At 65.0% G+C, this 20,965-nt stretch carries 18 protein-coding genes; 13 read left to right on the top strand and 5 right to left on the bottom strand.

The features are described 5' to 3' along the window. Positions 1–94: 94 nt before the first annotated feature. A complete protein-coding gene (cofG, locus tag TRD_RS13215; protein WP_226980749.1) occupies positions 95–1,306 on the top strand; it encodes a 7,8-didemethyl-8-hydroxy-5-deazariboflavin synthase CofG in 1,212 nt (403 codons plus the stop codon). After that, entirely contained in the window at positions 1,306–2,631 is a 1,326-nt protein-coding gene (gene cofH, locus TRD_RS13210) for a 5-amino-6-(D-ribitylamino)uracil--L-tyrosine 4-hydroxyphenyl transferase CofH (RefSeq protein ID WP_012642944.1), read from the top strand. Before cofG ends, cofH begins: the two co-directional genes overlap by 1 nt. Before the next feature lie 4 nt (positions 2,632–2,635). Here the strand turns inward: cofH and TRD_RS13205 are convergent, their stop codons facing one another. Continuing rightward, on the bottom strand, positions 2,636–3,496 hold the full coding sequence (locus TRD_RS13205; RefSeq protein ID WP_012643049.1) for a polysaccharide deacetylase family protein: 861 nt from the start codon (positions 3,494–3,496) through the stop codon (positions 2,636–2,638). 527 nt (positions 3,497–4,023) lie between these two features. Here TRD_RS13205 and TRD_RS13200 point away from each other — a divergent pair. Next, complete coding sequence (locus TRD_RS13200) at positions 4,024–5,283, top strand: MFS transporter (protein ID WP_012642864.1); 1,260 nt, start codon at positions 4,024–4,026, stop codon at positions 5,281–5,283. On the opposite strand, the gene TRD_RS13195 is transcribed toward TRD_RS13200, so the two are convergent. Beyond that, positions 5,227–6,114 carry a hypothetical protein gene (locus tag TRD_RS13195; protein ID WP_041437406.1) on the bottom strand — a complete coding sequence of 296 codons (888 nt, stop codon included), beginning with the start codon at positions 6,112–6,114 and terminating at the stop codon, positions 5,227–5,229. The two genes, TRD_RS13200 and TRD_RS13195, sit on opposite strands and share 57 nt — an antisense overlap. 110 nt (positions 6,115–6,224) lie before the next feature. Between TRD_RS13195 and TRD_RS13190 the strand changes: the two genes are divergently transcribed. Next, positions 6,225–7,442, top strand: coding sequence for an aminotransferase-like domain-containing protein (locus TRD_RS13190; protein ID WP_012643184.1), 1,218 nt, complete (start codon positions 6,225–6,227; stop codon positions 7,440–7,442). A gap of 30 nt (positions 7,443–7,472) precedes the next feature. On the opposite strand, the gene TRD_RS13185 is transcribed toward TRD_RS13190, so the two are convergent. After that, positions 7,473–8,018 (bottom strand): hypothetical protein, encoded by a 546-nt coding sequence (locus TRD_RS13185; protein WP_012642610.1) that lies wholly within the window; start codon positions 8,016–8,018, stop codon positions 7,473–7,475. A 29-nt stretch (positions 8,019–8,047) separates the two neighbouring features. Between TRD_RS13185 and TRD_RS13180 the strand changes: the two genes are divergently transcribed. The 4 genes from TRD_RS13180 (at position 8,048) to TRD_RS13160 (ending at position 13,722) form a co-directional block, all read left to right on the top strand. Then, positions 8,048–8,470, top strand: a complete 423-nt coding sequence (locus TRD_RS13180; RefSeq protein ID WP_143714836.1) for a hypothetical protein — start codon at positions 8,048–8,050, stop codon at positions 8,468–8,470. A gap of 962 nt (positions 8,471–9,432) precedes the next feature. Then, on the top strand, positions 9,433–10,842 hold the full coding sequence (locus tag TRD_RS13170) for an NAD(P)/FAD-dependent oxidoreductase (protein ID WP_012642723.1): 1,410 nt from the start codon (positions 9,433–9,435) through the stop codon (positions 10,840–10,842). A 348-nt stretch (positions 10,843–11,190) separates the two neighbouring features. Continuing rightward, complete coding sequence (locus tag TRD_RS13165) at positions 11,191–11,811, top strand: hypothetical protein (protein ID WP_012642861.1); 621 nt, start codon at positions 11,191–11,193, stop codon at positions 11,809–11,811. A 12-nt stretch (positions 11,812–11,823) separates the two neighbouring features. After that, a complete protein-coding gene (locus TRD_RS13160) occupies positions 11,824–13,722 on the top strand; it encodes an AAA family ATPase (RefSeq protein ID WP_012643090.1) in 1,899 nt (632 codons plus the stop codon). Here the strand turns inward: TRD_RS13160 and TRD_RS13155 are convergent. Then, the gene (locus tag TRD_RS13155; protein WP_041437401.1) at positions 13,706–14,839 is read right to left on the bottom strand and encodes an alpha/beta hydrolase; all 1,134 of its coding nucleotides are present in this window, start codon (positions 14,837–14,839) and stop codon (positions 13,706–13,708) included. The genes TRD_RS13160 and TRD_RS13155 overlap by 17 nt on opposite strands. A gap of 66 nt (positions 14,840–14,905) precedes the next feature. Here TRD_RS13155 and TRD_RS14970 point away from each other — a divergent pair, with 66 nt between their 5' ends. The 3 genes from TRD_RS14970 (at position 14,906) to TRD_RS13145 (ending at position 17,642) form a co-directional block, all read left to right on the top strand. After that, the gene (locus TRD_RS14970; protein WP_169302319.1) at positions 14,906–15,082 is read left to right on the top strand and encodes a hypothetical protein; all 177 of its coding nucleotides are present in this window, start codon (positions 14,906–14,908) and stop codon (positions 15,080–15,082) included. Between the two features lie 650 nt (positions 15,083–15,732). After that, on the top strand, positions 15,733–15,948 hold the full coding sequence (locus TRD_RS13150; RefSeq protein WP_012642913.1) for a heavy-metal-associated domain-containing protein: 216 nt from the start codon (positions 15,733–15,735) through the stop codon (positions 15,946–15,948). 1,187 nt (positions 15,949–17,135) lie between these two features. Then, entirely contained in the window at positions 17,136–17,642 is a 507-nt protein-coding gene (locus TRD_RS13145) for a DNA-binding transcriptional response regulator (protein WP_012643229.1), read from the top strand. A gap of 51 nt (positions 17,643–17,693) precedes the next feature. Here TRD_RS13145 and TRD_RS13140 read toward each other — a convergent pair whose 3' ends face one another. After that, entirely contained in the window at positions 17,694–18,491 is a 798-nt protein-coding gene (locus TRD_RS13140) for a phosphatase PAP2 family protein (RefSeq protein ID WP_143714835.1), read from the bottom strand. Positions 18,492–18,663: 172 nt separating this feature from the next. Between TRD_RS13140 and TRD_RS13135 the strand changes: the two genes are divergently transcribed. Continuing rightward, on the top strand, positions 18,664–19,668 hold the full coding sequence (locus TRD_RS13135) for a tyrosine-type recombinase/integrase (protein WP_012642585.1): 1,005 nt from the start codon (positions 18,664–18,666) through the stop codon (positions 19,666–19,668). Next, entirely contained in the window at positions 19,668–20,864 is a 1,197-nt protein-coding gene (locus TRD_RS13130; protein ID WP_012642469.1) for a hypothetical protein, read from the top strand. The genes TRD_RS13135 and TRD_RS13130 overlap by 1 nt, the downstream gene beginning before the upstream one ends. Positions 20,865–20,965: the final 101 nt, after the last annotated feature.

Raw genomic sequence — 20,965 nt, 5'->3', positions numbered from 1 at the left:
GGAGTGCGGGTGCGCCGGGATGACTGGCATCCCGAGGAAGGCTGCGCCATACTACGAGCGCCTGCGGGCGCGCAGAGAGGGGGCGAGACCAGTGGTGATCTGCTTCCGGACGGCGAACGCGGTCGATCCGGCCATGGAGCGAGCCGTCGCCGACGCGGTCGATCGCGGTTGCCTGGATCCGGCTGCTGCTCGCCGCCTCATCGCAGCCGAGGCACCGCTGTTGCTGCTCCTCCTCGAAGCGGCCTCGCTCGTGCGTGAGCGCCGGTCCGGTCGGACGATCACCTACTCGCGCAAGGTCTTCCTTCCGCTCACGAATTTATGTCGTGATCAATGTGCCTATTGTACGTTCGTGCGCCGGCCGAGCGATCCGCGTGCCCACACGATGACGCCGGAAGAAGTGCTCGCCGTCGCTGAGGCTGGCCGAGCGGCCGGATGCAAGGAAGCGCTCTTCAGCCTGGGGGACAAGCCGGAACTCCGCTATGCCTCCTATCGACAGTGGCTGGCGGCGCGCGGCTATTCCCGGACGATCGAGTATCTCCGGGACATGTGCGCGCTGGTTCTCGAACAGACGGGCCTGCTTCCTCATGCGAATCCCGGCGTGATGAGCGAGGACGATCTCGCGTTGCTCCGCCCGGTGACGGCCAGTATGGGTCTGATGCTCGAGTCGACGAGCGAGCGCCTCCTCGAGCGAGGGGGCGCGCACCGCGGGTGCCCCGATAAGGTGCCGGCTGTACGGCTGGCTACGCTGGAAGCGGCCGGCCGCCTCCGGGTGCCCTTCACGACCGGCATCCTCATCGGGATCGGCGAGACGCTGGAAGAGCGCGTCGAGGCCCTCTACGCGATCCGGGAGCTGCAGGATCGCTATGGTCACATCCAGGAAGTGATCGTTCAGAACTTCCGCCGCAAGCCGGATATCCGGATGCGGGATTGGCCAGAGCCGACCCTGCTCGACATGCTGCGGACAATCGCGGTCGCTCGCTTGATCCTCGGAACCACGACGGCAGTCCAGGCGCCGCCCAACCTGATGCCCGATGGCTACGAGGCCTATCTCCTCGCTGGACTCGACGACTGGGGTGGTATCTCACCGGTAACCCGCGATTACATCAACCCGGAGCGCGCCTGGCCGCATCTGCGCGAACTGAAGGCCCGCACCGAGGCGAGCGGGCTTCAGTTGCGCGAGCGCCTGGCCGTCTATCCGGGATTCATCCGCCGTGGTGAGGAGTTCCTCGATCCTGCGATCCGGAACCGGGTCGCGGCGCTCGTCGACCCAGGTGGACTGGTTCCCCGGGAAAAGGAGTTGTGGTGATGCACGAGACTCCTGCCTTGCATGAACTCCTCGAACGCCAGCTCGGACTCGCCTCGCCCGAAGTGGCTCGCATTCTCGATCGCGCTCTCTCCGGACATGAGCTGACGATCGAGGAGGGAGAGCGGCTCTTCGCGACGCATGGCCGGGATCTGTTTCTCGTCACGCTGGTGGCCGACGAGCTCCGACGGCGTGCGGTCGGCGACGTCGTCACCTATGTCGTCAACCGGAACATCAATTTCACCAACGTCTGTATCAAGCGCTGCGGTTTCTGCGCCTTTTCCCGTGGCCATCGGGAAGAACAAGGCTACTTCCTGCCGCTCGAGGAGATCGTTCGGCGAGCGCGTGAGGCCTGGGAACTCGGTGCCACCGAGGTCTGCATCCAGGCCGGGCTACCGCCCAAGATGGATCCTGATCTCTACCCGACCATCTGTCGAGCGATCAAGGCCGAGCTGCCCGAGATCCACATTCACGGTTTCTCCCCGGAGGAAGTCGTCTATGGCGCCTTGCGTGCTCGAACCTCTATCGAGGAGTATCTCCTCCGGCTCAAGGCAGCCGGCGTCGGTTCCCTGCCTGGTACGTCGGCCGAGATCCTCGACGATACCGTGCGGCAACGCATTTCGCCGGGACGCATCACGACCGCGCAGTGGGTGGAGGTGATCACGACGGCACACCGCCTCGGCATCCCGACGACGGCGACGATCATGTACGGACACGTGGAAACCGATCGCCAGCGGGCCGCTCACTTGGCTCTCATCCGGAGCATCCAAAAGGAGACCGGCGGGTTCACCGAGTTCGTGCCGCTAAGCCTGGTCCACAGCGAAGCACCGATGTATCGCAAGCGCCTGCTTCCCGATCTTCGACCCGGCGCGACCGGTGAGGACGTCGTCAAGATGCATGCCATCGCTCGGATCATGCTTCACCCGTACATCCGGAACATCCAGGTGTCGTGGGTCAAAGAGGGGCCGAAGCTGGCTCAGTGGTGTCTGAACGCTGGCGCGAACGATCTCGGTGGGACGCTGATCAATGAGAGTATTTCCACCGCAGCCGGCGCCACCTATGGCCAACTGGTACCACCGCGGGAGCTCCGTCGCTGGATCCGCGAGGCAGGTCGGGTTCCTGCCGAACGGACGACGCTGTATGAAATCCGCACACCGTTGACCGATGAGGATCCCCCGCACCCCTTGGATGCCGCAGCGGAGCATCCGGAGCGGTTCGGCTCCTATTTCCAACTGATCCAGGACGAGCGCTTCGCTTTCCGCAAGCACTACCGGATCGTGCTCGATGCCATTCCTGCCCGTGCGGAAGCGGGAGCCGAAAAGCGGTGATCGGTTAGGAGCGGTGACGGAGCGGGTCGTACACCAATCCTTGTCGCCACTCCTCCGGGTTGGCCGCAACGTGAGCTGCCCAGTACTCGGCGACCTCTTGCCCCGTGGCGAACCACACGCGTGGATAGGACAGGAGGTGCTCGAAGAAGCGCTCGAGCATCAGGATCCGCCCTGGGCGCCCGATCAGCTGGGGATGCATGGTGAGGTTGAACAGCCCGCCGAAGCGGTAGATGCCCTGGAACTCTTCTGCCCACGCCTGGAAAGCAACCTGGGCTGGTTGGATGGGACGCGAGCCCGGTCCGGTTCGGAACAAGAAGAACGGGGCATCGTCCAGGAGCCATTGCACCGGTAACTCGATCAGTCGGGTGTCCGGGTGCTGCCAAGGCAGAAAATGACTCATCAGATTCGATGAGTATCGGAAACCGTATTCCTCGAGAAGCTGGAGCGTTCGGGTAGTGAGTTCCCAGGACGGCGAGCGGTAGCCGCGTGGGACGATCCCAGTGACCCGGCGGAGCGCCTCGATTCCTCGCTCCAGTACCGCTCGCTCCTCTTCACTGGAAAGCTCCGTGACCGACTCGTGAAGATAGCCATGGTGGCCGATCTCGTGCCCTTGATCGACGATCGCGGCAACGACATCCGGGTGATGCTCGGCAACCCAGCCGGGGACGAAGAAGGTCGCCTTGAGCTCGTAGCGGCGTAAGGTGTGCAGAATCAGCGGAACACCGACGCGCGCACCATAGGTCCCCTGCGAGAGAAGTCCAATCCGCTCGCGACGCTCGAGCGAGCCAGCGAGCCACAAAGTCTCTGCGTCGAGATCGAAGGTCAACATCACCGCACACTGTGCTCCATCTCTCCAGCGTCCCATCGTCCCTCCCTCCGCGGCGAGCGATGTGGCTATGGTACTGCCTGTCGAGTCTGGTGCGTAGTCCACCAGGGTGGACACTCACCGGTGGGACCGGGCAAGTGGAGTTCTCGTCGTCCGCGCGAGCTTCTCCACACTGCTGCTAACTGCCACGCTGAGACCGACGACCGTTGCCCGCTCCCGCGAGCGCTCGGACTGGCCGACGAACCGTCTGCCCCCTCGCTCGTCAAAGCAGCTCTCTCTGCCCTGGCTGAGCAGTTGAGGTGGCGCCCACCGTGGCGGGGCCGTTGGCGAACGCACCGTGTCTCTTGCTCCTGTGCTGCTCGGTGGAGGGGAACCTGTTGGGCGTACGGCTGTCGAGGCGCGCGGCGAATCCCAGATTGCCGGAGCGATCCGGGCAGGTTGCCTCTCGCCCGGCAACAACCCAGCCGCGTTGCGGGTGGAGACGCTCACCCGGACACGGGTGCGGAAGGTGGAATGGACGACTTGCTGTCGTCCGGCCTCGGGAGTATGGTTCGGCAGGGGGTCGGATGGCTGACCGCGGAGCCGCGACGACGATCGAACCGCGCCGTGTGACCGATGGTGCGGCTCGTCTGCTCGACTCGCTTCTCCGTTACCGCGATTACCGGCTACTCTGGACATCGAGCCTCCTCACCCAGATCGCTCAGTGGATGCTGCAAGTCGCGAGCGGGTGGCTCATGCTCGAGCTCACCAACTCGGCATTGTGGGTGGGTCTGCTCGGTTTCGCTGGCGGGCTTCCGTTCCTGCTCGTCGCTGCACCAGCCGGCACGCTGGCTGAGCAAATCGATCGCCGACTGATTCTCCTCGCTTGCCAAACAGGAGCCCTCACGGTCAGTTCCCTACTGGCCTTTCTCGTTCTGAGCGGCCAGGCCACCCCACTCGCGCTCCTGATCGCGACAGTACTCAACGGGGCCCTCCTGGCAGCCAACAACGCGACGCGTCAGGCTGCGCTTCCCAGCTACGTTCCCCGTGCCAGCATCCCCAACGCAGTGGCACTGCTCTCGGCGGGAATGAACACGACGCGAATCGTCGGGCCGTCGCTCGCTGGCCCACTGGTCGCGACGCTCGGAGTCGGGGGCACGCTCCTCGTCCAGGCAGGTTGTCTCGTGCTCGCCTTGCTCAACACGGCGCGCCTCCCGGCGACGCCTCCGGCGCGTCCGGTCTGCGGTTCCTTCTTCCGAACACTGGTGGAGGGGGTGAGCTACGTTCGCCGGGTGCCGGTCGTCCTCGCCCTTTTGCTGCTGGCCAGCGTGCCCACCCTTCTGGTGTTTCCCTATCTGCAGCTCCTACCCGTCTTTGCGCGAGATGTTTTTCACCTCGGGCCGAGCGGGCTCGGTCTGCTCTACACCGTCGGTGGAGCGGGTGCCTTGACCGGTTCGCTCTTCGTCGCGGGGTTGCAGCGAGCCCGCCACCGTGGCTTCCTGATGGTGGCGGTCATCGTGATCTACGGTGGCGTCATCGCGACCTTTGCCATGACGCGCTGGTTACCGCTCGTGCTTATCTGCCTCTTCGCTGGTGGCTTTCTCGGGGCGAGCTACATGGCGCTCAATAACGCCCTCCTGCACCTCGCCATCGATGACGAGGTGCGGGGGCGCGTGATGGGGCTCTATATGATCACCTGGGGTTTCATGCCCCTCGGTGCGCTCCCGATGGGCGCGCTCGGTGACGCCATCGGTGTGCCGGCTGCCGTGCTCGCCGGTGCGGTCGCCAGCTCACTCCTCGCCTTGCTCGTCGCTTGGCGCGTTCCGGCGCTCCTCCGCCTCCCCTGAGGGTGCCGTCACGATCGGTTGCCCTGGCGTACCGAGTCCCAAGCGTTCCTCGAGATAGCTGCGTAGTTCCGATTCAGCTCGAGCAGGGACTTCCTCGGTCCGCCAGATGCCTGGCTCGACCTCGAAGGTGACGAGTCGCCCGTCGATCCGGAGGAAGACGATCCGTTCTCCGGCCAGATACTGAACGTAGTCATAGGTCCAGCCGGAGAGACGGGCTCCGCTGGCCGTATACAGCGGATGATACGTTCCGTCGATCGGCTGCTCGTCGACGAATATCTCGCGCGCAGCGATCAAGCCGGGATAATCTGCGATCAGCCCGGCAGTGACCCGATAGATGGTCGGATACCGTTCGGCCCAAACGTGCGGACAGGAAGAGTGGTCTCCTTGCCGGAGTCGTGGGGCGGGCACTGCGAACAGCAGGCGCCGGATCGCATCGGCTGGGTCTTCGTGGCTGAGAGAGCCGAGCGCGAGTTCGAGGCTCTGGCCGATGGTATAGACGGGTGCGCCCTCCTTGTCGAGCCACAGCGTTCCTTGGCTGTCTGCTGGCTCATCAGCGCAGAGCTTACAGCTCACCCGGCGAGTGACGAGGAAGCGATCCCAACCATGTTCCGGATGGTAGACCGGTAGGACGTCGATGGCCGAGGCACGGTAGCGATTACCGACGATCGCAGCGGCCAGAATCCAGGCGACGGCATAGGCCAGCCGATCGGGCGTGGCGAGTTCCGGAACGTCCGGGTGATCGACCGGAATGGCGCGGGGGTGCAGGTCACGATAGTGAGCGATCGCCCGGTGCATCGTCATCACCAGTTCGGGATCGGCCACCACGCTCATCGTCTCCTCCTCGCTTCCCACCGTCTCGCGAACCGCCGCTGCTCTCCACTATACTGAGACAGCGGCGCGCTGCCGCGCAGCATACCACGTGCAGGGAAGGAGCCGTTGCGATGGACGAGCGCTGGCAGGCGAGGTGGTCGAGGAGAGGGCGGATCGCCGCAGCAGCCGAGCGGCCACCGCGGGTACCCCCGGAAGGGATGATCTCGTTCGTCTACGGTGATCCGGATTGGGAGACGCTTCCGCTCGATGACATGGCTCTCGCAGCGGAGTTTCTGGCCGAGAACCAGCGGCGGGACGCGCTCGGCTATCAGAACCTGATCCGCCCGGACGAGTTGAACGAGGCGCTCGCCGAGAAACTCGCTCGTGATCAGGGCATGCAGGTTGCACCCGACCAGATCCTCGTCACGCTCGGCTCCAGCAATGGCCTCGGTATCATCTGCGACGCGCTGCTCGATCCCGGTGACGTGGTGCTGATCGATGCCCCGGCGTGGATGGGGGCGACCAGCATGTTCAAGCTGGCCGGGGCTGAATTGGTCGGTATCCCGATCGACGAACACGGAATCGATCCGGACGGGGTTGCTGCTGCACTCGATCGACTGGAGCGCGAGGGGCGGCGTCCCAAGTTTCTCTACACGCTGCCGACCTTCCAAAATCCGGCTGGCGTGGAAACCTCGCTCGAGCGCCGACAGGCTCTGGCTCGCCTGGCTGACGAGCGGGGCTTGCTCATCATCGAAGACGATGCCTATTACGAGCTTCGCTTCCGCGGAGAGTACCCACCGACCATTTACAGCTTGGCTGCACCAGGAAACGTGTTGTACTGCGGGACGCTCTCCAAGACGATCGCGGCTGGACTCCGATTGGGCTACGTGGTCGGTCCAGCGCCCATCGTGGCGACACTCGCCCGAGCGCGGATCGATGCGCTCCGGAACAGCTTCACGGCAGCGCTGGCTGACTGGTACCTGCGCACTGGCCGCTACCACGCGCACGTTGCCGAGTTGCGTCGGCTGTACAGAGAAAAGTGCGAGCGCATGCTGGCGGCCCTGGAGCGGGAGATGCCGGAAGGGGTGTGCTGGACGCGTCCGAACGGCGGTTTCTTCATCTGGCTCACTCTGCCGGAAGGCTTGAGCGCGACCGCGCTCCTCTCGGCCTGCCGCGAGCGACGGGTCGATTTCATCCCCGGCCCGGCCTTCTATGGCGACGGGAGTGGGGATCAACACCTGCGCCTCTCGTTCAGTGCGGTGACGCTCGAGCAGATCGACGAGGGGATCGCCCGGATGGCCGCTGTCGTGCGCGAGGCGCTGGCTGGCGAACTCGCGGCTGCCCGCTAGTGCTCCAGCACGACACTCCGTGGTGGGGTATCAGGGGGCGCGGCGGCGGGAAGATCGCCGGCGCGATTGCCCGGCGGTTGGAGGCGCAGTGGAGACTGCGGCGACGGCCTGCGCGAGGTACGGCTCGATCGTCTCGGCGGTGAGCGTGGGACCGAGCTTGCTCTCCAACCACCGCACCGCGTCCGCAACCGTGCGGGCCTCGATCGGATACCCAGCTGCACCGAGCGCGACCGCGACCTCCAAGAGAACTCGGTCGGAATGACGCTCGCCGAGGATGCGACGGATACGGCCGAGCAGAGCGCGCTGTGCTTCAGGATGAGCTGGTTTCCCTTCTAGAGCCAGGTAGGTCCCCAGTTCTCGCCAGAGTTCGGCGTTGCGTCGCTGGCGAGCTGACCGTTCACCCTGCTCGATTTCGCCGAGCAGGCGCGCCACCACTTCCGGCGTGACTGGCCTCTGCCGGGCAGTCAGCGCGCGAACCACGGGGATAATCTGGCGCGGCGAGGCACGGAAGCCCGCCGCTTTGCGTACAGCTTGCAGAAACGCTCGATCGATCGTTCCGGACCCGTCAGTCGTCATCGTCAGCCTCCTGCGCTCTGCCGAAGCGCATGGCGAGTGTACGGGACAATCGGGAGCCGATGCTACTGCCTACTGACTGGCGGAAGTACCGAACGAGTGTCAGTGAGGAAGACGAGAAGCACGGCGCGCTCTCGCCGGGAGCCAAGAGCGACCCTGTCCAAAGAAACGACCTCGCCCCTCAGCTGAGGTTGCTCGCCGGCTCCGAGGGGCGATTCACCGATCAGCTCGTCGCCGACGAGCTGGCGGAGACGATCGCCTCGGCTGACCTCGTGCGCGGGTACCAGCCTCTCGCCGCGAGGCTGCTTCTCCAGGAGCAGGGGCGCGAGGTCTACCTACCCTGGAGGGGGCTCGAGCCGCTGGACGACGGGCATGCCGTTGCTCGCTCCGTACCGGCTGCAGCACTGTCCCCTCGTGCACCGGAGACCAGTCCGGTGGGTGCTGGACGAGACTGAGCTATCCGCGAACCTGGAGCGCCGGCTTGCCTGTCCTCTGCCTCCTGACCTGTTGCCGCACAGGCGCCCGGGTTCCAGCGCTGCAGGTCTGGCGTCCGGGCTGAGGAGGCAACCGGGGGCGTGAGTATGCAGTGCCCCTGGCCCAGTCCGGCAGGACGAAGCCGAGGCGGGAAAGCCGAGTCGGGTGGAATGCATTCCCGCGTCAGCGGTCGTCTTGCCTGGGGCACGTGGCAGTGAAGCAGTTGACCCGCCGACTCCCACTGACGCCCAGTAGAGGGGATGGAGCGACGGAAGGAGGTTTCGGCATGGGGGAACTCGCGGGCGTCTGTGCCCGAGCCGAGGACGCGAGCCGGTTCTGGTGCGGCGGGCTTTTCCGCAGCTGGGAAGTAGGGCGGTGATGCCGTGACCTGGCGCAAAGCGGCGCCTGTGCTGTCGCATCAGCGCAGCGAGTAATTTGGGGTCTGGGCGGTGTGGCGCGAGGTCGGACCCTGTGGCTGAACTGCTGGGAGGTCGCATGCGACAAGGCTGCCCGGTACGTACGCGAGCGGTACAGGGAACAACGGCAGCAGGTCCCGGGCGACTCCGTCGGAGCGGTGGGGAGACGAGCTGGCGCGGCTGAACAACAGCGCGAGACGTCGGTGCCCGCGGCAGGGGAAAACGGGAAAGCGGTTCAGTCGGCGGGCGAGGGGGCGCGCCAGGGCCTCCGGGTAGTCGATCTCGCCCGAGGAGCGGTGTGGCGTCCGGTGTGTAGGGATGAGGGAGAGGAGAGGGGTCGCGTCGGGGGCACGAGCTGAATGCGGTGAGGGTGCTGCTGGTGACCGGGCAGACCATGAATCACCGGGCAGGCTGAGGCGCGTCTCGGGGGCCGTGCCTCACGGGCTGCTGGTGCACCCGATACCTGCGTCGCGCTTGTTCCGCGCTTGGCGCTGGGTCATACTGCGAGCGGTAGGGGAGGACGAGCCATGGCCGGGACACTCGACCCGCGACGCGTGTATGGTCAGTACAGCTTCTGGCTGGAAACGTGCGGTGACGACTTGTCTCCGCGCCCCGCCCTCGAGGGGACCTACGAGGCCGATGTCGCCATTCTCGGCGCTGGCTTTACGGGCTTGTGGACGGCCTATTACCTGCTCGAGCGTGAGCCGGGCTTGAAGGTCGTTATCCTGGAACAGCGGATCGCTGGCTTCGGCGCCTCCGGACGCAACGGGGGATGGCTCTATCCGGGGTTTCCTGTTTCGCTCGGGGAGTTGGCTGAACGCTACGGTGAGGAGACGGCGCGTGCGATCCACTACGCCATGCGTGCGACAGTCGACGAAGTCGAGCGTGTGCTCCAGGTCGAGGGGATCGACGCGCATTTTCACCGGGGCGGTGTCCTCCGGCTCGCTCGCGGGGCGCATCAAGTGCCTGCTCTGGAGGAAACGGCACGCACGCTCGAGCGTCTCGGCATCACCGACTATGCCGAATGGCTGTCAGTCGAGGCGGTTCGTCAGCGCGTCCGGGTGACCAAGGTGGTGGCTGGGTTGTACTCGGCGCATGGAGCGGTCATCCACCCGGGTCGACTGGTGCGTGGCCTGGCCCGCGCGCTGGAGCGGCGCGGTGCCGTGATCTTCGAGGAGACGCCGGTCGTCGGCTTCCGAGGAGGCAGTTCTCCCTTCTTCCGTACACCGCGAGGGGAAGTCCGGGCACGCGTGCTCGTCCTGGCTGGCGAGGCGTATCTCTCGCAGCTAGCTCCCTTGCGGCGGACACTGATTCCGATCTACTCGCTGATCGTGCTCACCGAGCCTGTTCCGGACGAGGTGTGGCAGGAGATCGGCTGGGAGAACCGCGAACTGCTCTCATCGCAGCGGCTCACCGTTGATTACCTGCAGCGGACCGCGGACGGTCGCATCATGTTCGGTGGGCGCGGCGCGCCCTATCGCTTCGGCTCGCGCATCGCCGATGCCTACGATCGGCATGGTCCGACCCACGAGGGGTTGCGGCAGATGTGCTACGAGTGGTTCCCTGCGCTCCGCCTCCATGGTGTGCGCTTCACGCATGCTTGGGGTGGACCGCTCGGGGTGCCTCGCGACTGGATGCCGACCATGCGCTACGATCCGCGCAGCGGTATCGCGCTCGCTTGCGGCTATACCGGACAGGGGGTGGCGACAGCGAACTTGGCCGGACGCATCCTGGCCGACCTGATCACCGGGCAGGAGAGCGAGCTGACGCGATTACCGATGACCAGTCATCGCCTGAAGGATTGGGAACCGGAACCGTTGCGCTGGCTCGGTGTGCGCTTCGTTCAGCTCGGCTATGAGCGACTGGATCGGATCGCGGAGGCGACCGGCAAGGCACCGACCGGGCGCAGCTTGGTCGAGCGACTGGCAGCACACTGAGGTGGATGACACGAGTGAAATCCTCGCTCACCGGAGGGATGGGAGCCTAACGCGCGAGTGGTGCATGGTGCGACCGGCCGGTGGAGTGCGGAGGTCCGATCGTCGCGTCGCTCGTCTCGTTGTGCTGGTGAAAAAACTCGATCGCACCTCGCTCGGTGATCGCTGACGAGAGGTAACCCCGGCCCGCCTCTCAGTGAGTGGTAGAAGTTCGCTGCCCGCAGCCGGCTCGCTTCTGCTGAGTCGGGTTGCCGCGTGTGACTCTCCGCTCGTGCTGTCCGTGCTCTGCCATTGATGCTACACTCTCGACAGGCGCTGTTCTGCTCGAGTGACGAGGAAACGATTTCCGCGATGGCAGTGACGGCTCCGGTCTCGACCGTTCCACAGCTTCCTGGCCCCACGCGTCGACGCCGCTCGCGTGTCCTCTTTTGGCCACTGATCGCGCTGGCGCAGGTGGTACGGGTTGTCCTCCGTAAGACGCTTTGGGTGACGATCCGGGTGATCCGACTCGCCTGGCGCCATCTTCTGGTTACCCTGCTCATCGCGTTAGGTGGGTACTATGCCTATCGCGCGTTGGTACCTCAGCCGGTGAGTCAGCCGCGAGAATCGCCAGTGCAGGCGGCGCCGCTCATCGCGCCACCCGCCAGTGTGCGAGCCTATCTCGAGGCACAACGCAACTTCGACGCCGAGCGGATGTGGCAGACCTTGAGTCCGGAATCGAAAGCACGCCGCTTGGCCAGTGGCGAGAGCCTGGCAACGTTTCGGCAATCAGTGCAACTCCTGCAACAGCAGGGATTCCGCTTCGGAGAGAGCACCTACGTGGGAGGCTACAAGTTGCCCGATGGGCAGGCCTACTATTTTTACGTGACCGAAGTGCGGAACGCCAACGATCAGCGCGGTATGGTCTATCAGATCTTCTGGGTCAGCGCCGATGGCCTCATCTTCACTGTCGACACGCCGCAACTCCAGTGAGGGTGGTAGCCCATGACAGGACAAACACAGACCATTCCCAAGCCGCGCGAGCGACGTCGGTACCGGGACGAGCTCGAACAGCAGATCGACGACGTGATCGTCGGGATCGCCGATCTCGTTCGCTCCCACTTTCGCGGCCTGCTGACGCTGGCTGCTCTCGGCTATGCCTTCTACACCTGGGCTTGGCCAGCGCGGGCAACCTGGGGACCGATCGTCCTCACGGTTCTCTTTGCGCTGTTGCAGATCGCCTTCGCCATCGTCTTCGTGATCGTTCAGTTCGCCGCGATCTTCTGGTTCCTCGGACGAGGCCGGACCTACTGGATCAAGCCGGGCGAGACCGGCGTGAGCTTTGCCGACTACAAGGGAAATCCCGAGGTGCTGGAGAGTGCGCGCCGGATCGTGACCTTGCTCAAAGGGATCAAAGAGTTCAAAGAGATGGGGGGCGAGGCGATCCGGGGGCTCTTGCTCGTTGGGCCTCCCGGTACGGGAAAGTCGTATCTCGCTCAGTGCATTTCGACGGAAGCGAACGTACCGTTCGGCTACGCGAGTGCTCCCTCATTTCAGAACATGTTCTTCGGCGTGAGCAATTTGCGGATCATGATGCTCTATCGCAAGGCGCGCAAGCTGGCCAGGAAGTATGGCGCGTGCATTCTCTTCATCGACGAAATCGACGCTATCGGCCAAGCGCGCGGCGGGCGCTATGCTGGACAAGGGTTTATGGGGCCGCTCTTCGGGTGGGGGGGCAGCGCGATGCTGAACGAGCTGCTCTTGCAACTCGACCCACCGCCACAGGAGGTCACGCTGATCGGGCGCCTCCTCCGCTTACTGGGACTGCGACGAGGGAGGGCCGAACTTCCGCCCGTGCTGACGATCGCGGCGACCAACTTGCCTGATACGCTCGACCCAGCACTGCTGCGCCCGGGGCGCTTCGATCGAAAGATCGTCGTCGATCTGCCCAGTGCCGAAGGCCGGCGCGAGATCATCGAGTATTACCTGAGCAAGGTCAAGCACGATCCAAATATCCCGATCGACTTCATGGTGCACGATACGATCGGCTATACACCGGCCGCGATCCGCTACGTCATTAACGAGGCAGTGATCCACGCTCACTTCGAGGGGCGCAATTACATCACGTACGAGGACTTCACGGCAGCGCGGGAAACGCACGAGCTGGGGCTGCGGCAGCCGATTCGGACGATGTCCTTCGAGGAGCGGCGTCGCATTGCCTATCACGAGGCGGGACATGCGCTGGCGCAATTCCTGCTGCAGCCGAAGGAACGGGTGGTCAAGGTCTCGATCATCCGGCGCGGCGAGGCTCTGGGTTTCTCGGCGACGAAGCCCACGGAGGAGCGCTTCACCAAGACCCGAGAAGAGCTGTTGGCCGATATCCAGGTGGCGCTGGCCGCTCGGGCAGCGGAGGAGCTTTTCCTCGGGACACAGATGACCGGGGCGACGAGTGACCTGGCGCAGGCGACTCATCTGGCTAACCTCATGGTCTCGGCCTGGGGGATGGACGGATCGCTCTACAGCGGGCTGACCTACAACCAACTAGTTCCGGATCTCTACCGCAAGCAGCGGATCGAGCGCTTGTTGCAGCGGCAGTTCCAGAACGTCAAGCGGTTGCTGGAGGCTAACCGCGCAGCGGTCACCGCGATCGCCGAAGAGCTCCTGCAGCGGGACGAGTTGAACGAGCAGCAGTTGCGATCGATCCTGAGCCAGTACCAGTTGGTGGTTCCCCCGCCGCTTCCCGATCCCGAGGAGCCACTGGAGGCGCGGCAAGCCGAGGAAAGGGCCGTGCTGGCGGTGGTGGAGAGCGAGGATGGAGCGGTACCGAAGGAGCCAGCGCTGATCGGTGAGGGGGAAACCCCGGACAGTGGGGAACAGCGACCTGAGCTCAGACCCCAAGCATGACGGCGAGCCAGGCTGCGGCGAGCGCTGTCCATTGCTCCAGGTGAGTGAAGGCGACGTGATTCGCCCGCTCGAAAAAGAGCAGGTGCTTGATGCTACCAGCGGCCCGATAGAGGCGCAGTGACTCCGAGGGGGGCACGACGAGATCGTTGCCAGCACCCACCACCAGAAGAGGGGTGCGCAGGGAGGGTGCGATCGGCTCCAAGGAGAGCGTCGGTGCGAGACGGGGAAGATCCTCAGGCGTTACTCCAGCGGCCAAGGCCACGTCGTGACGGACAAGTTCGCCGAGCGCGCCCACGTACGGCTGAGGATCGAAGGGAGCAGTGACCGCGACCGCTGCTGCGAACTCGGGGACAGCGTGGGCGAGCTGCACGGCGTAGGCACCGCGCAGGCTGACACCGAGGAGCGCAATGCGGCGCGGATCGACACCCGGTAAGGTGCGGGCCGCCTCGACGATAGCCCAGCCGACATCTTCCTGTCCAGGCGCAGCAGGCACGCTGTCGGCGATCTCCCCACTTCCTGGCGTATCGAGCGCGAGGACGGCGAGCCCGCGCTCGAGAAAAGGTTGAGCCCACCCGATCATCTCCTCTTTGACAGTGCTCGCCCCATTGAGAAAGACGACGACTGGCGCGGGGCGATCGCTGGGTAGGCAGAGATAGCCAGGAAGCGCGATACCGTGCCAAGGAATTTCGATCGGGAGGATGGGACGCTCGAGATGTGGCGCTGCGGCGCGGAACAAGCGTACCGCGCTGGTATAGAGCTGTTGCCGGTACCGATGATCACCGAGCGCCAGGACATGCGCGAAGTGGTAGCAGAGTGCGGCGACACGCTGGTACTCGGCGGCGAGTCGCACCTCGCCGGCGACAGCACGTTCGTGCGCGGCAAGCAGATAGTCGTGAGCGGCACGCACCCAAGCGCGAGGCCAGTCGTGCAGCCGACGAACGCGACGCAAGGTCGTAGTGAGCGAGCGGGGATGGATTCCGGCCAGGAGAAAGCGGTAACGGCCAGCTGGAGAAAGGGCAGCAGCGCTGGCCAGGCGCAGCACGAGATCCAGTACGGCGAGCGGGACTCGATTGGCGACGAGGAACTTGATTCCGACCGTACGCGCCAGCCTGAACACGCTTCCCTCCCGGACAAGGATACGCCAAGACACCCTCGCATGAGGGGTTCGGGGACGCTTCCCGGCATGTTTCAGCGGGTGGGGCGATGCAGCGAGACAGTCACGTCGGTCAGGCGCGTCGAGATCCGGCGTGTGGAAAGAGCGCTCCGACAGGGGCTTCCCAACCTGTACTGGCATATCCGCGAGACACCGCTGGAACGGCCGGTCGTGTACGGTGCGATCGATCCGGCGGTTCGCTGGTGATCGCAGCGGTGCCTGGAGTCCGCGACTGCGCTCCGCGTGCCCGAGCCGCTCGGCGTTGCTGAGGGGAAAGGGAACCGGGCTCGCTCGGCTGGGACGGAACTGCATCTGCCGGGCGGCGATTGGGCGTTGCGGCATGAAGACTGACCTTGCTCAGGAGAGACGAAACCGCGCTCTACGCTGCGCGCTCGGCGATGATGAGTTCACCTCGGTCTCGATCTCGATGGAGACGTGCGCGCTTTCCTAGATCTCGATCGATGGGTGAGGTTCTCGCACGATGTGCCGGAGCGGAGGAAACCACCATCCAGATGCGGGTGCGAGCCGCGCGCAGTTTCTCCTGCCCCGAATTCCGACACGGCCGGGCGTGTGGTGTTGCAACGGCTTCTGCTCCGACGACCGGACGTCTGGGGTGCCCGGGTGGACTCCAGCCGGGCTCAAAAGGGGAGCAGCGGTAGGAGAAGAGTACCTGGCGAGCCTGACGTGGCTCGCTGCGGGGGGCGATCCGTCGGGAGCTTCAAAAGTGAGCACGAGGTTCGGCGTGCGAAACCCGCAGCGGACTTGGTCGAGTCAGACCCACGCGGTATAGTGATATGCGATACCCCTGTGGGGTATTCAGCGGCATTGCTGAGGATCATGATGGTGGGAGGCATGCAATGGTGACGCGGACGTATCGGGTTCCGGACGTGAGTTGCCAGCACTGCGTGCGGGCGATCACCGAAGAACTTCGGAAGATCGCGGGAATCCAGGAGATCGAGGTGGACCTCGCGCAAAAAATCGTGCGCGTCGTGAGCGAGGAGCAGGTGCCCGAGGAAGCGATCCGGAACGGGATCGAGGCAGCCGGCTACACGATCGCTGCTTCGGCGGGCTGATCCGAGTGCCCTGGCTTCTCGGCACTGGCCGGGCTGCCTCGCCAGATTTTGCTGGCCTTCATCGATCGACAGCGTCTGACCCGCGCACCAGCACCGCACGATCCCCGTCCGGTGTGTGCTCGAGCGAGACGGATCGGACGGTTGGGGGCGTCATCGGCTTTGTGCCGCTCAGAGAGTCGGCGATCAGTCGGGATGGCCGGCTGAGCCACAAAAACCGCATCTGCCTGCCCCGAGCGTGCGTTCGACCCCGGTCTACCCCCACCAGATCCGGATACCCGACTGAGCTGGGAAAGGGGGTACAACGCTACGGTGTCGGTACGACGACGGGCGGACAGTCATCGCGAGTCCCGGGTCCGCCCTGAGGGTGGCTGGTTCAGCGTCTACGCTGCCAGAGAAGCCGAGCTCCGCCAGAAGCTGGCCAACCTCGTGCGGAAGCTCGCTCGCGACTGGCCACGGCCGAGAGACGTGACGGTGCGGGACTGCGCGAGCGCTTGCTGGTATCGGCTCGCTCGGCAGCAGTGGGCGATTCGTGGCGATGGTCGGAGCGCGAGCTGGGCACATCGCAGGAGACGAGACGATACGCTGCGTGGACCAGCCGATCGCTGATGGACCCGCACGTGGAGCAGCGTTGGGTCGTTCTCCTGCCCTGCTCAGAAGCCCTTGCGCTCGAGTCTCCGGGAGCGAGAGAGCGGGTGACCGGGTGGAGATCCTGGGAGGTCGCGATCTGCCGAGCATCGCACCTGCCACGGCCGCTGGCAGTCGCTTCTGCTGCCGAGCCAGAATCGGGTACGGTGGGTCGGGTGGTGCGAGGCAGGGTATCCAGTCTGCTGCGTTTGCTCATCGTGTCCGCGAGGAACGTTTCTGCAGCCGTGATCTTGTCTTGCCTGCCGTCTGGAGGTCCGATGCATCCGCGAGGGCACTCGTCACTGGATGATCTGGCGAGGTCCCATCACGAGTTCACTGGTCGGGGGCAGCGAAGGTCGGCGACCCCAGGTGAGGGGTCGGGGACCGCCAACTCGTCAGTGCCGGGGTGAGGACTCCCTGCCTAGGACTGGGCCCGGTTCGCGCGTGCTTTCCGGCCTGGCCGAGAGGGAGGGGCCAAACCGGGACGATCGGGCCTGTGTGGGGGTGCCAGCCGTGCCGAACGGTCACCATAGTGACGTTGGGAAGTCGACCGGGGGCGATCGGTGGAGGCAGGCTGGCGCATCTTGGTGGTCGACGACGAAAGGTCGTTTCGGGAGGGGATGGCTCGTGCCCTGGAGTCATGGGCACAGGTGCGAGGAGTAGACGATCTCGGTGAGGCTCAGTGTTTGCTGTCTTCGTGGCGCCCGCATGCGATCATCGTGGATCCTGTTCTTCGGAGCGGGGATGCGATCGCTTTTCTGAGCCGGGTTGCTCGGACGGAGAACGTGGTCGTCTTTTGTTGCGTCGCCCGGCGGGGCTATCCGTTCGCGTTCCGAGATGGACGAGTCCGTTTCTTGCCACGCGAGTGGTCCTGGCGAACCCTGAGCAGCATCATCGAGCGATCGGTTCGCGTTCTACTCGAGAAAAAGCAGCTGGTGCAGATGGACGAGCGGGGTGCGTGCTCGGGCGACGACTTTCCGCGCGACCAGGACTGGTCGAGTCAAAAGCGGGAGTGGCCGACGCCGGTGTCGAGGGCCGTCGTGAACTATGCCGAGGAAGCGGTGCAATAGGGTATCGGTTGCTCGGAGTCGCTGGCGCGAGCTGTGGGAGCAGAACGATGCTCACGATCGGTCTTGGCCGAATCGGGAGCGAGCGACAGCGACCGCAGGGAGGGGGATCGCTTCGCGGGCGGAGCGGCCGAGGAGCCGCGGGACGATGGCCCACGCTGCGGCGGCGAGGGCGGTTCCTGCCAGGCAATCGAGGACGTAGTGATTTCCGGTGCCGATGACAGCGAGCGTCATCAAAGCGGCATAGAGCATGCCGACGCCGTGCAGCAGGCGATTGCCGGATAACCGGAAGAGCCCCAGGCAGACGAAAACAGCGAAGGCGACGTGGAGACTCGGCATGGCGGCGAAGGGATTGTAGAGCGTTGCGATTCCCGGGTGATCGTAGTTGACGCCGCGCATCAGGGCGAGGGTGTCGACGAAGCCACGCCAGGGAAAAAAGCGGGGCGGAGCGAGCGGGAACAGAGTGTACGACAAGAGACCAGCGCCGAGGATGGCGAGGAAGGTCGCGCGCACTTCACGGTAGCGGTCGGGGACACGGAAGAATGCCCACGTGCCGAACAGGAGCACTGTCCACAGGTGCGTAAAAGCGTAGATCCCGTTGAGGAGGGTGACGAGCACGGGAGTGGCGAGCACAATTCGCTGAAGCTGCTGCTCGATCGCGAGACCGAGTGCGCTTTCGAGGCGCATCACCAAAAAGGCGTTTTGGAACGCATCGTACGCGCGTCCAGCGGCGATTCCCCGCGTGACGAAGTACAGCGAAAAGAGGCTCACCATGAGGCCAAGTTCGAACATTGCCGCGCGAACACGTGGCTGGGTCTCATCCCATGCGGGCAGGAGCCGAACGATTCGCATCGAACTACTCCCCGGGTACTGAGCCAACACCCCCACAGGCGCAGTGGCCTGCTGGCTCGTGGCTAGTCTTACCACCGAGTCGATCGACGTGTCTAGAGGGCATCGCCGTGAGACCGATGGTGATATCGCGTCCGTACGCTATAATCTCGACGCGATGGGGAGGCGCGAGCCCATGGGCATCACGATCGAAGAGGCGGTCGCTCGCTTTCTCGATGATCTGCGGCTTTCGCCGCGCAGCCGTACGACCTACGCGTTGGCGTTGCGGAAGTTTCTCCGTCACCTGGAGGAGGTGCAAGGGCTTTCGCCCGAGGCAGCGGTGAGCGAGCTCCGCGAGGAGCATGCGATCGCGTTCTTGCGCGATCTCGTACCCGACGACATCAAAACGCCCGAGCAAGTCTCGCGGATGCGGACGGCCCAGACGACGTTCGCAGCGGTGCGCAAGTTCTACGGTTACCTGATTTCGTTCGATCTCCACACCGGACTTTCGACGGAGAAACTGCGCGTGCGGGCCGCAACCGTCCTTCCGCGGTTCACTCCCCCACCGCCCGATGTCCGCACGAGCGATCTGGAACGGATCGTCGACCATGTCCGCCGGCTGGCTCCGGAGAGCGATCCGATCAAGGAGCTCCGCCGACTCAAGGTGAGGGCATTGATCTTGTTCCTTTTCCGCACGGGGGTACGGGTCTCGGAACTTTGTGCGTTGCGCCGTCAAGACATCGACCTGGAAACCGGCACAGCGCGGATCTACCGGGCCAAGGGTGGCAAGAGCCGTACCGTACACTTCGACAGCGAGACCGCCGAGGCGCTGGCAGCGTACTGGCGGGCGCGCGGTGACAGCGGACGGGGGGTGAATGCGTTTCCGGCGTTCAGTGGGCGAGATCGCCCGGGTCAACCGGGGAAGGCGATCGCCCCGCGGACGGTGCAGGCGCTGGTGAGTCGGCTCAGCGAGGAGGCCGGCGTGGAGTTCGCAGTGACTCCTCATTCCTTCCGACACGGACTGGCGACCGAGCTCGTACGGAGACGGGTGAGAGAATCGACCGTCCAGACGATTCTCGGCCATGCTTCTCCGGTGACGACGCGGATCTACGTGCACCTGACGGCGCAGGAAGCAGCGGAGGAATATCAGGCGGCGTTCGGTCGCTACCGGCGACCGGGCGGTAGGGGAGCGGGTCGCTGATGGACAAAGCACTTCCGGTACTGCTCTTGGCGATGGTCCTCCTGGGCGCATGCACTGCTCCGGTGGTGCAGAGCCAGCGGCCATTGCCGACACCGACACCGGCTGCGGCGAGCGTCCTGACGCCGGATACCAATACCGAGGCTCGACCCCTCGATCCGATCATCGGGCAGCTGGTGCTGGCCATGGAAGTCGGGAACGACGAGGCGCCGAAGGACCAGCGCAGCGCATTCCCGGTGAACGCGAAACAGCTCTATCTAGTCGTGCGGGCCAGCGACATGCCGGCTGGAGCACGCCTGACCGCGGTATGGCTCCGCGGCGCAACCGAGATCGGGCGTTCGGAGCGCGAGATTCGCGAATCGATCGGGGGCGCTCGCTGGATCGCGCTCGGGTTCCAGTCGGCGACACCACTGCCGAGCGGCGAGTACAGCGTTCGCTTGTTCTTGGACGACCGCTTCGTCGATTCGGTCGTCTTCACCGTGGGGAGCGGGCGTGGGTCAGCGAGCGATCAGACGGGCCTCGTTTTCGCGACCGATTTCTCGGGTAGCGGTACGATCCAGGCAATGAGCGAATTTCCGCTCGGGACGACACGAGTCGTGGCGATCCTGACCGATGTGCCGCCGGATCTTCAAGAAGAGCTTTGGAGCCGGTGGTCAGTCAACGGCAGCGTCCTGACCGAACTGGGACCCGACGAGTTGCGCACGGCCTTCGTGCGGAGCTTCACGCTGCAACGAGCGGAACCATTGCCGCCCGGACTGTACAGCGTTCAGGTGTTCGCCGGTCAGCAACCGATCGCCGAGGGGAGCTTCCTGATCGCTGGAGTGACGCCGACACCGGAGGCTCCCGTGGTGGGCAACGCGGTGGTGGAGGACCTGCGGATCGTTCGGGCTGTGGAGCCGGGTACCGGTGTGCCGGTGGGAGCGCGCGTCACGCAGGTGCGCGGTCCGGCTCGGCTCTACGTCGCGGTCCTGGTGCGTGACCTGCAACCGAGCGACGTCCTCGAGGTCGTGTGGGAACGGGCGGGTCAGGAATGGAACCGGCAAACGGTGAGCGGCCTGACCTTGCCGGCGAACTGGGTCTCGCTCCCGTTCGATCTCCCGGCCGAAAGCGGCGGCGAGCCGGTCGAGTACTCGGTGAGTGTTCTCTTGAACGGGACGCTGGCTCAGCGCGTGCCGCTCACGGTCCTGCCGGGAGCCTAGGACGCTTGGTTCCCTTCTCCTGTCCGCGAGGCGTTCGCGAGGCAGCCGGAGGACGTGCCGCATGAAGACCAGCGGCGCACCGCGAGCCCACGCTCAGCGGT

It is taken from the genome of Thermomicrobium roseum DSM 5159, assembly GCF_000021685.1.
Classification (GTDB): Bacteria; Chloroflexota; Chloroflexia; order Thermomicrobiales; family Thermomicrobiaceae; genus Thermomicrobium; species Thermomicrobium roseum.
The sequence above is the reverse complement of the archived record's forward strand: the minus strand, read 5'-3'. Positions and strand labels throughout refer to the sequence as shown.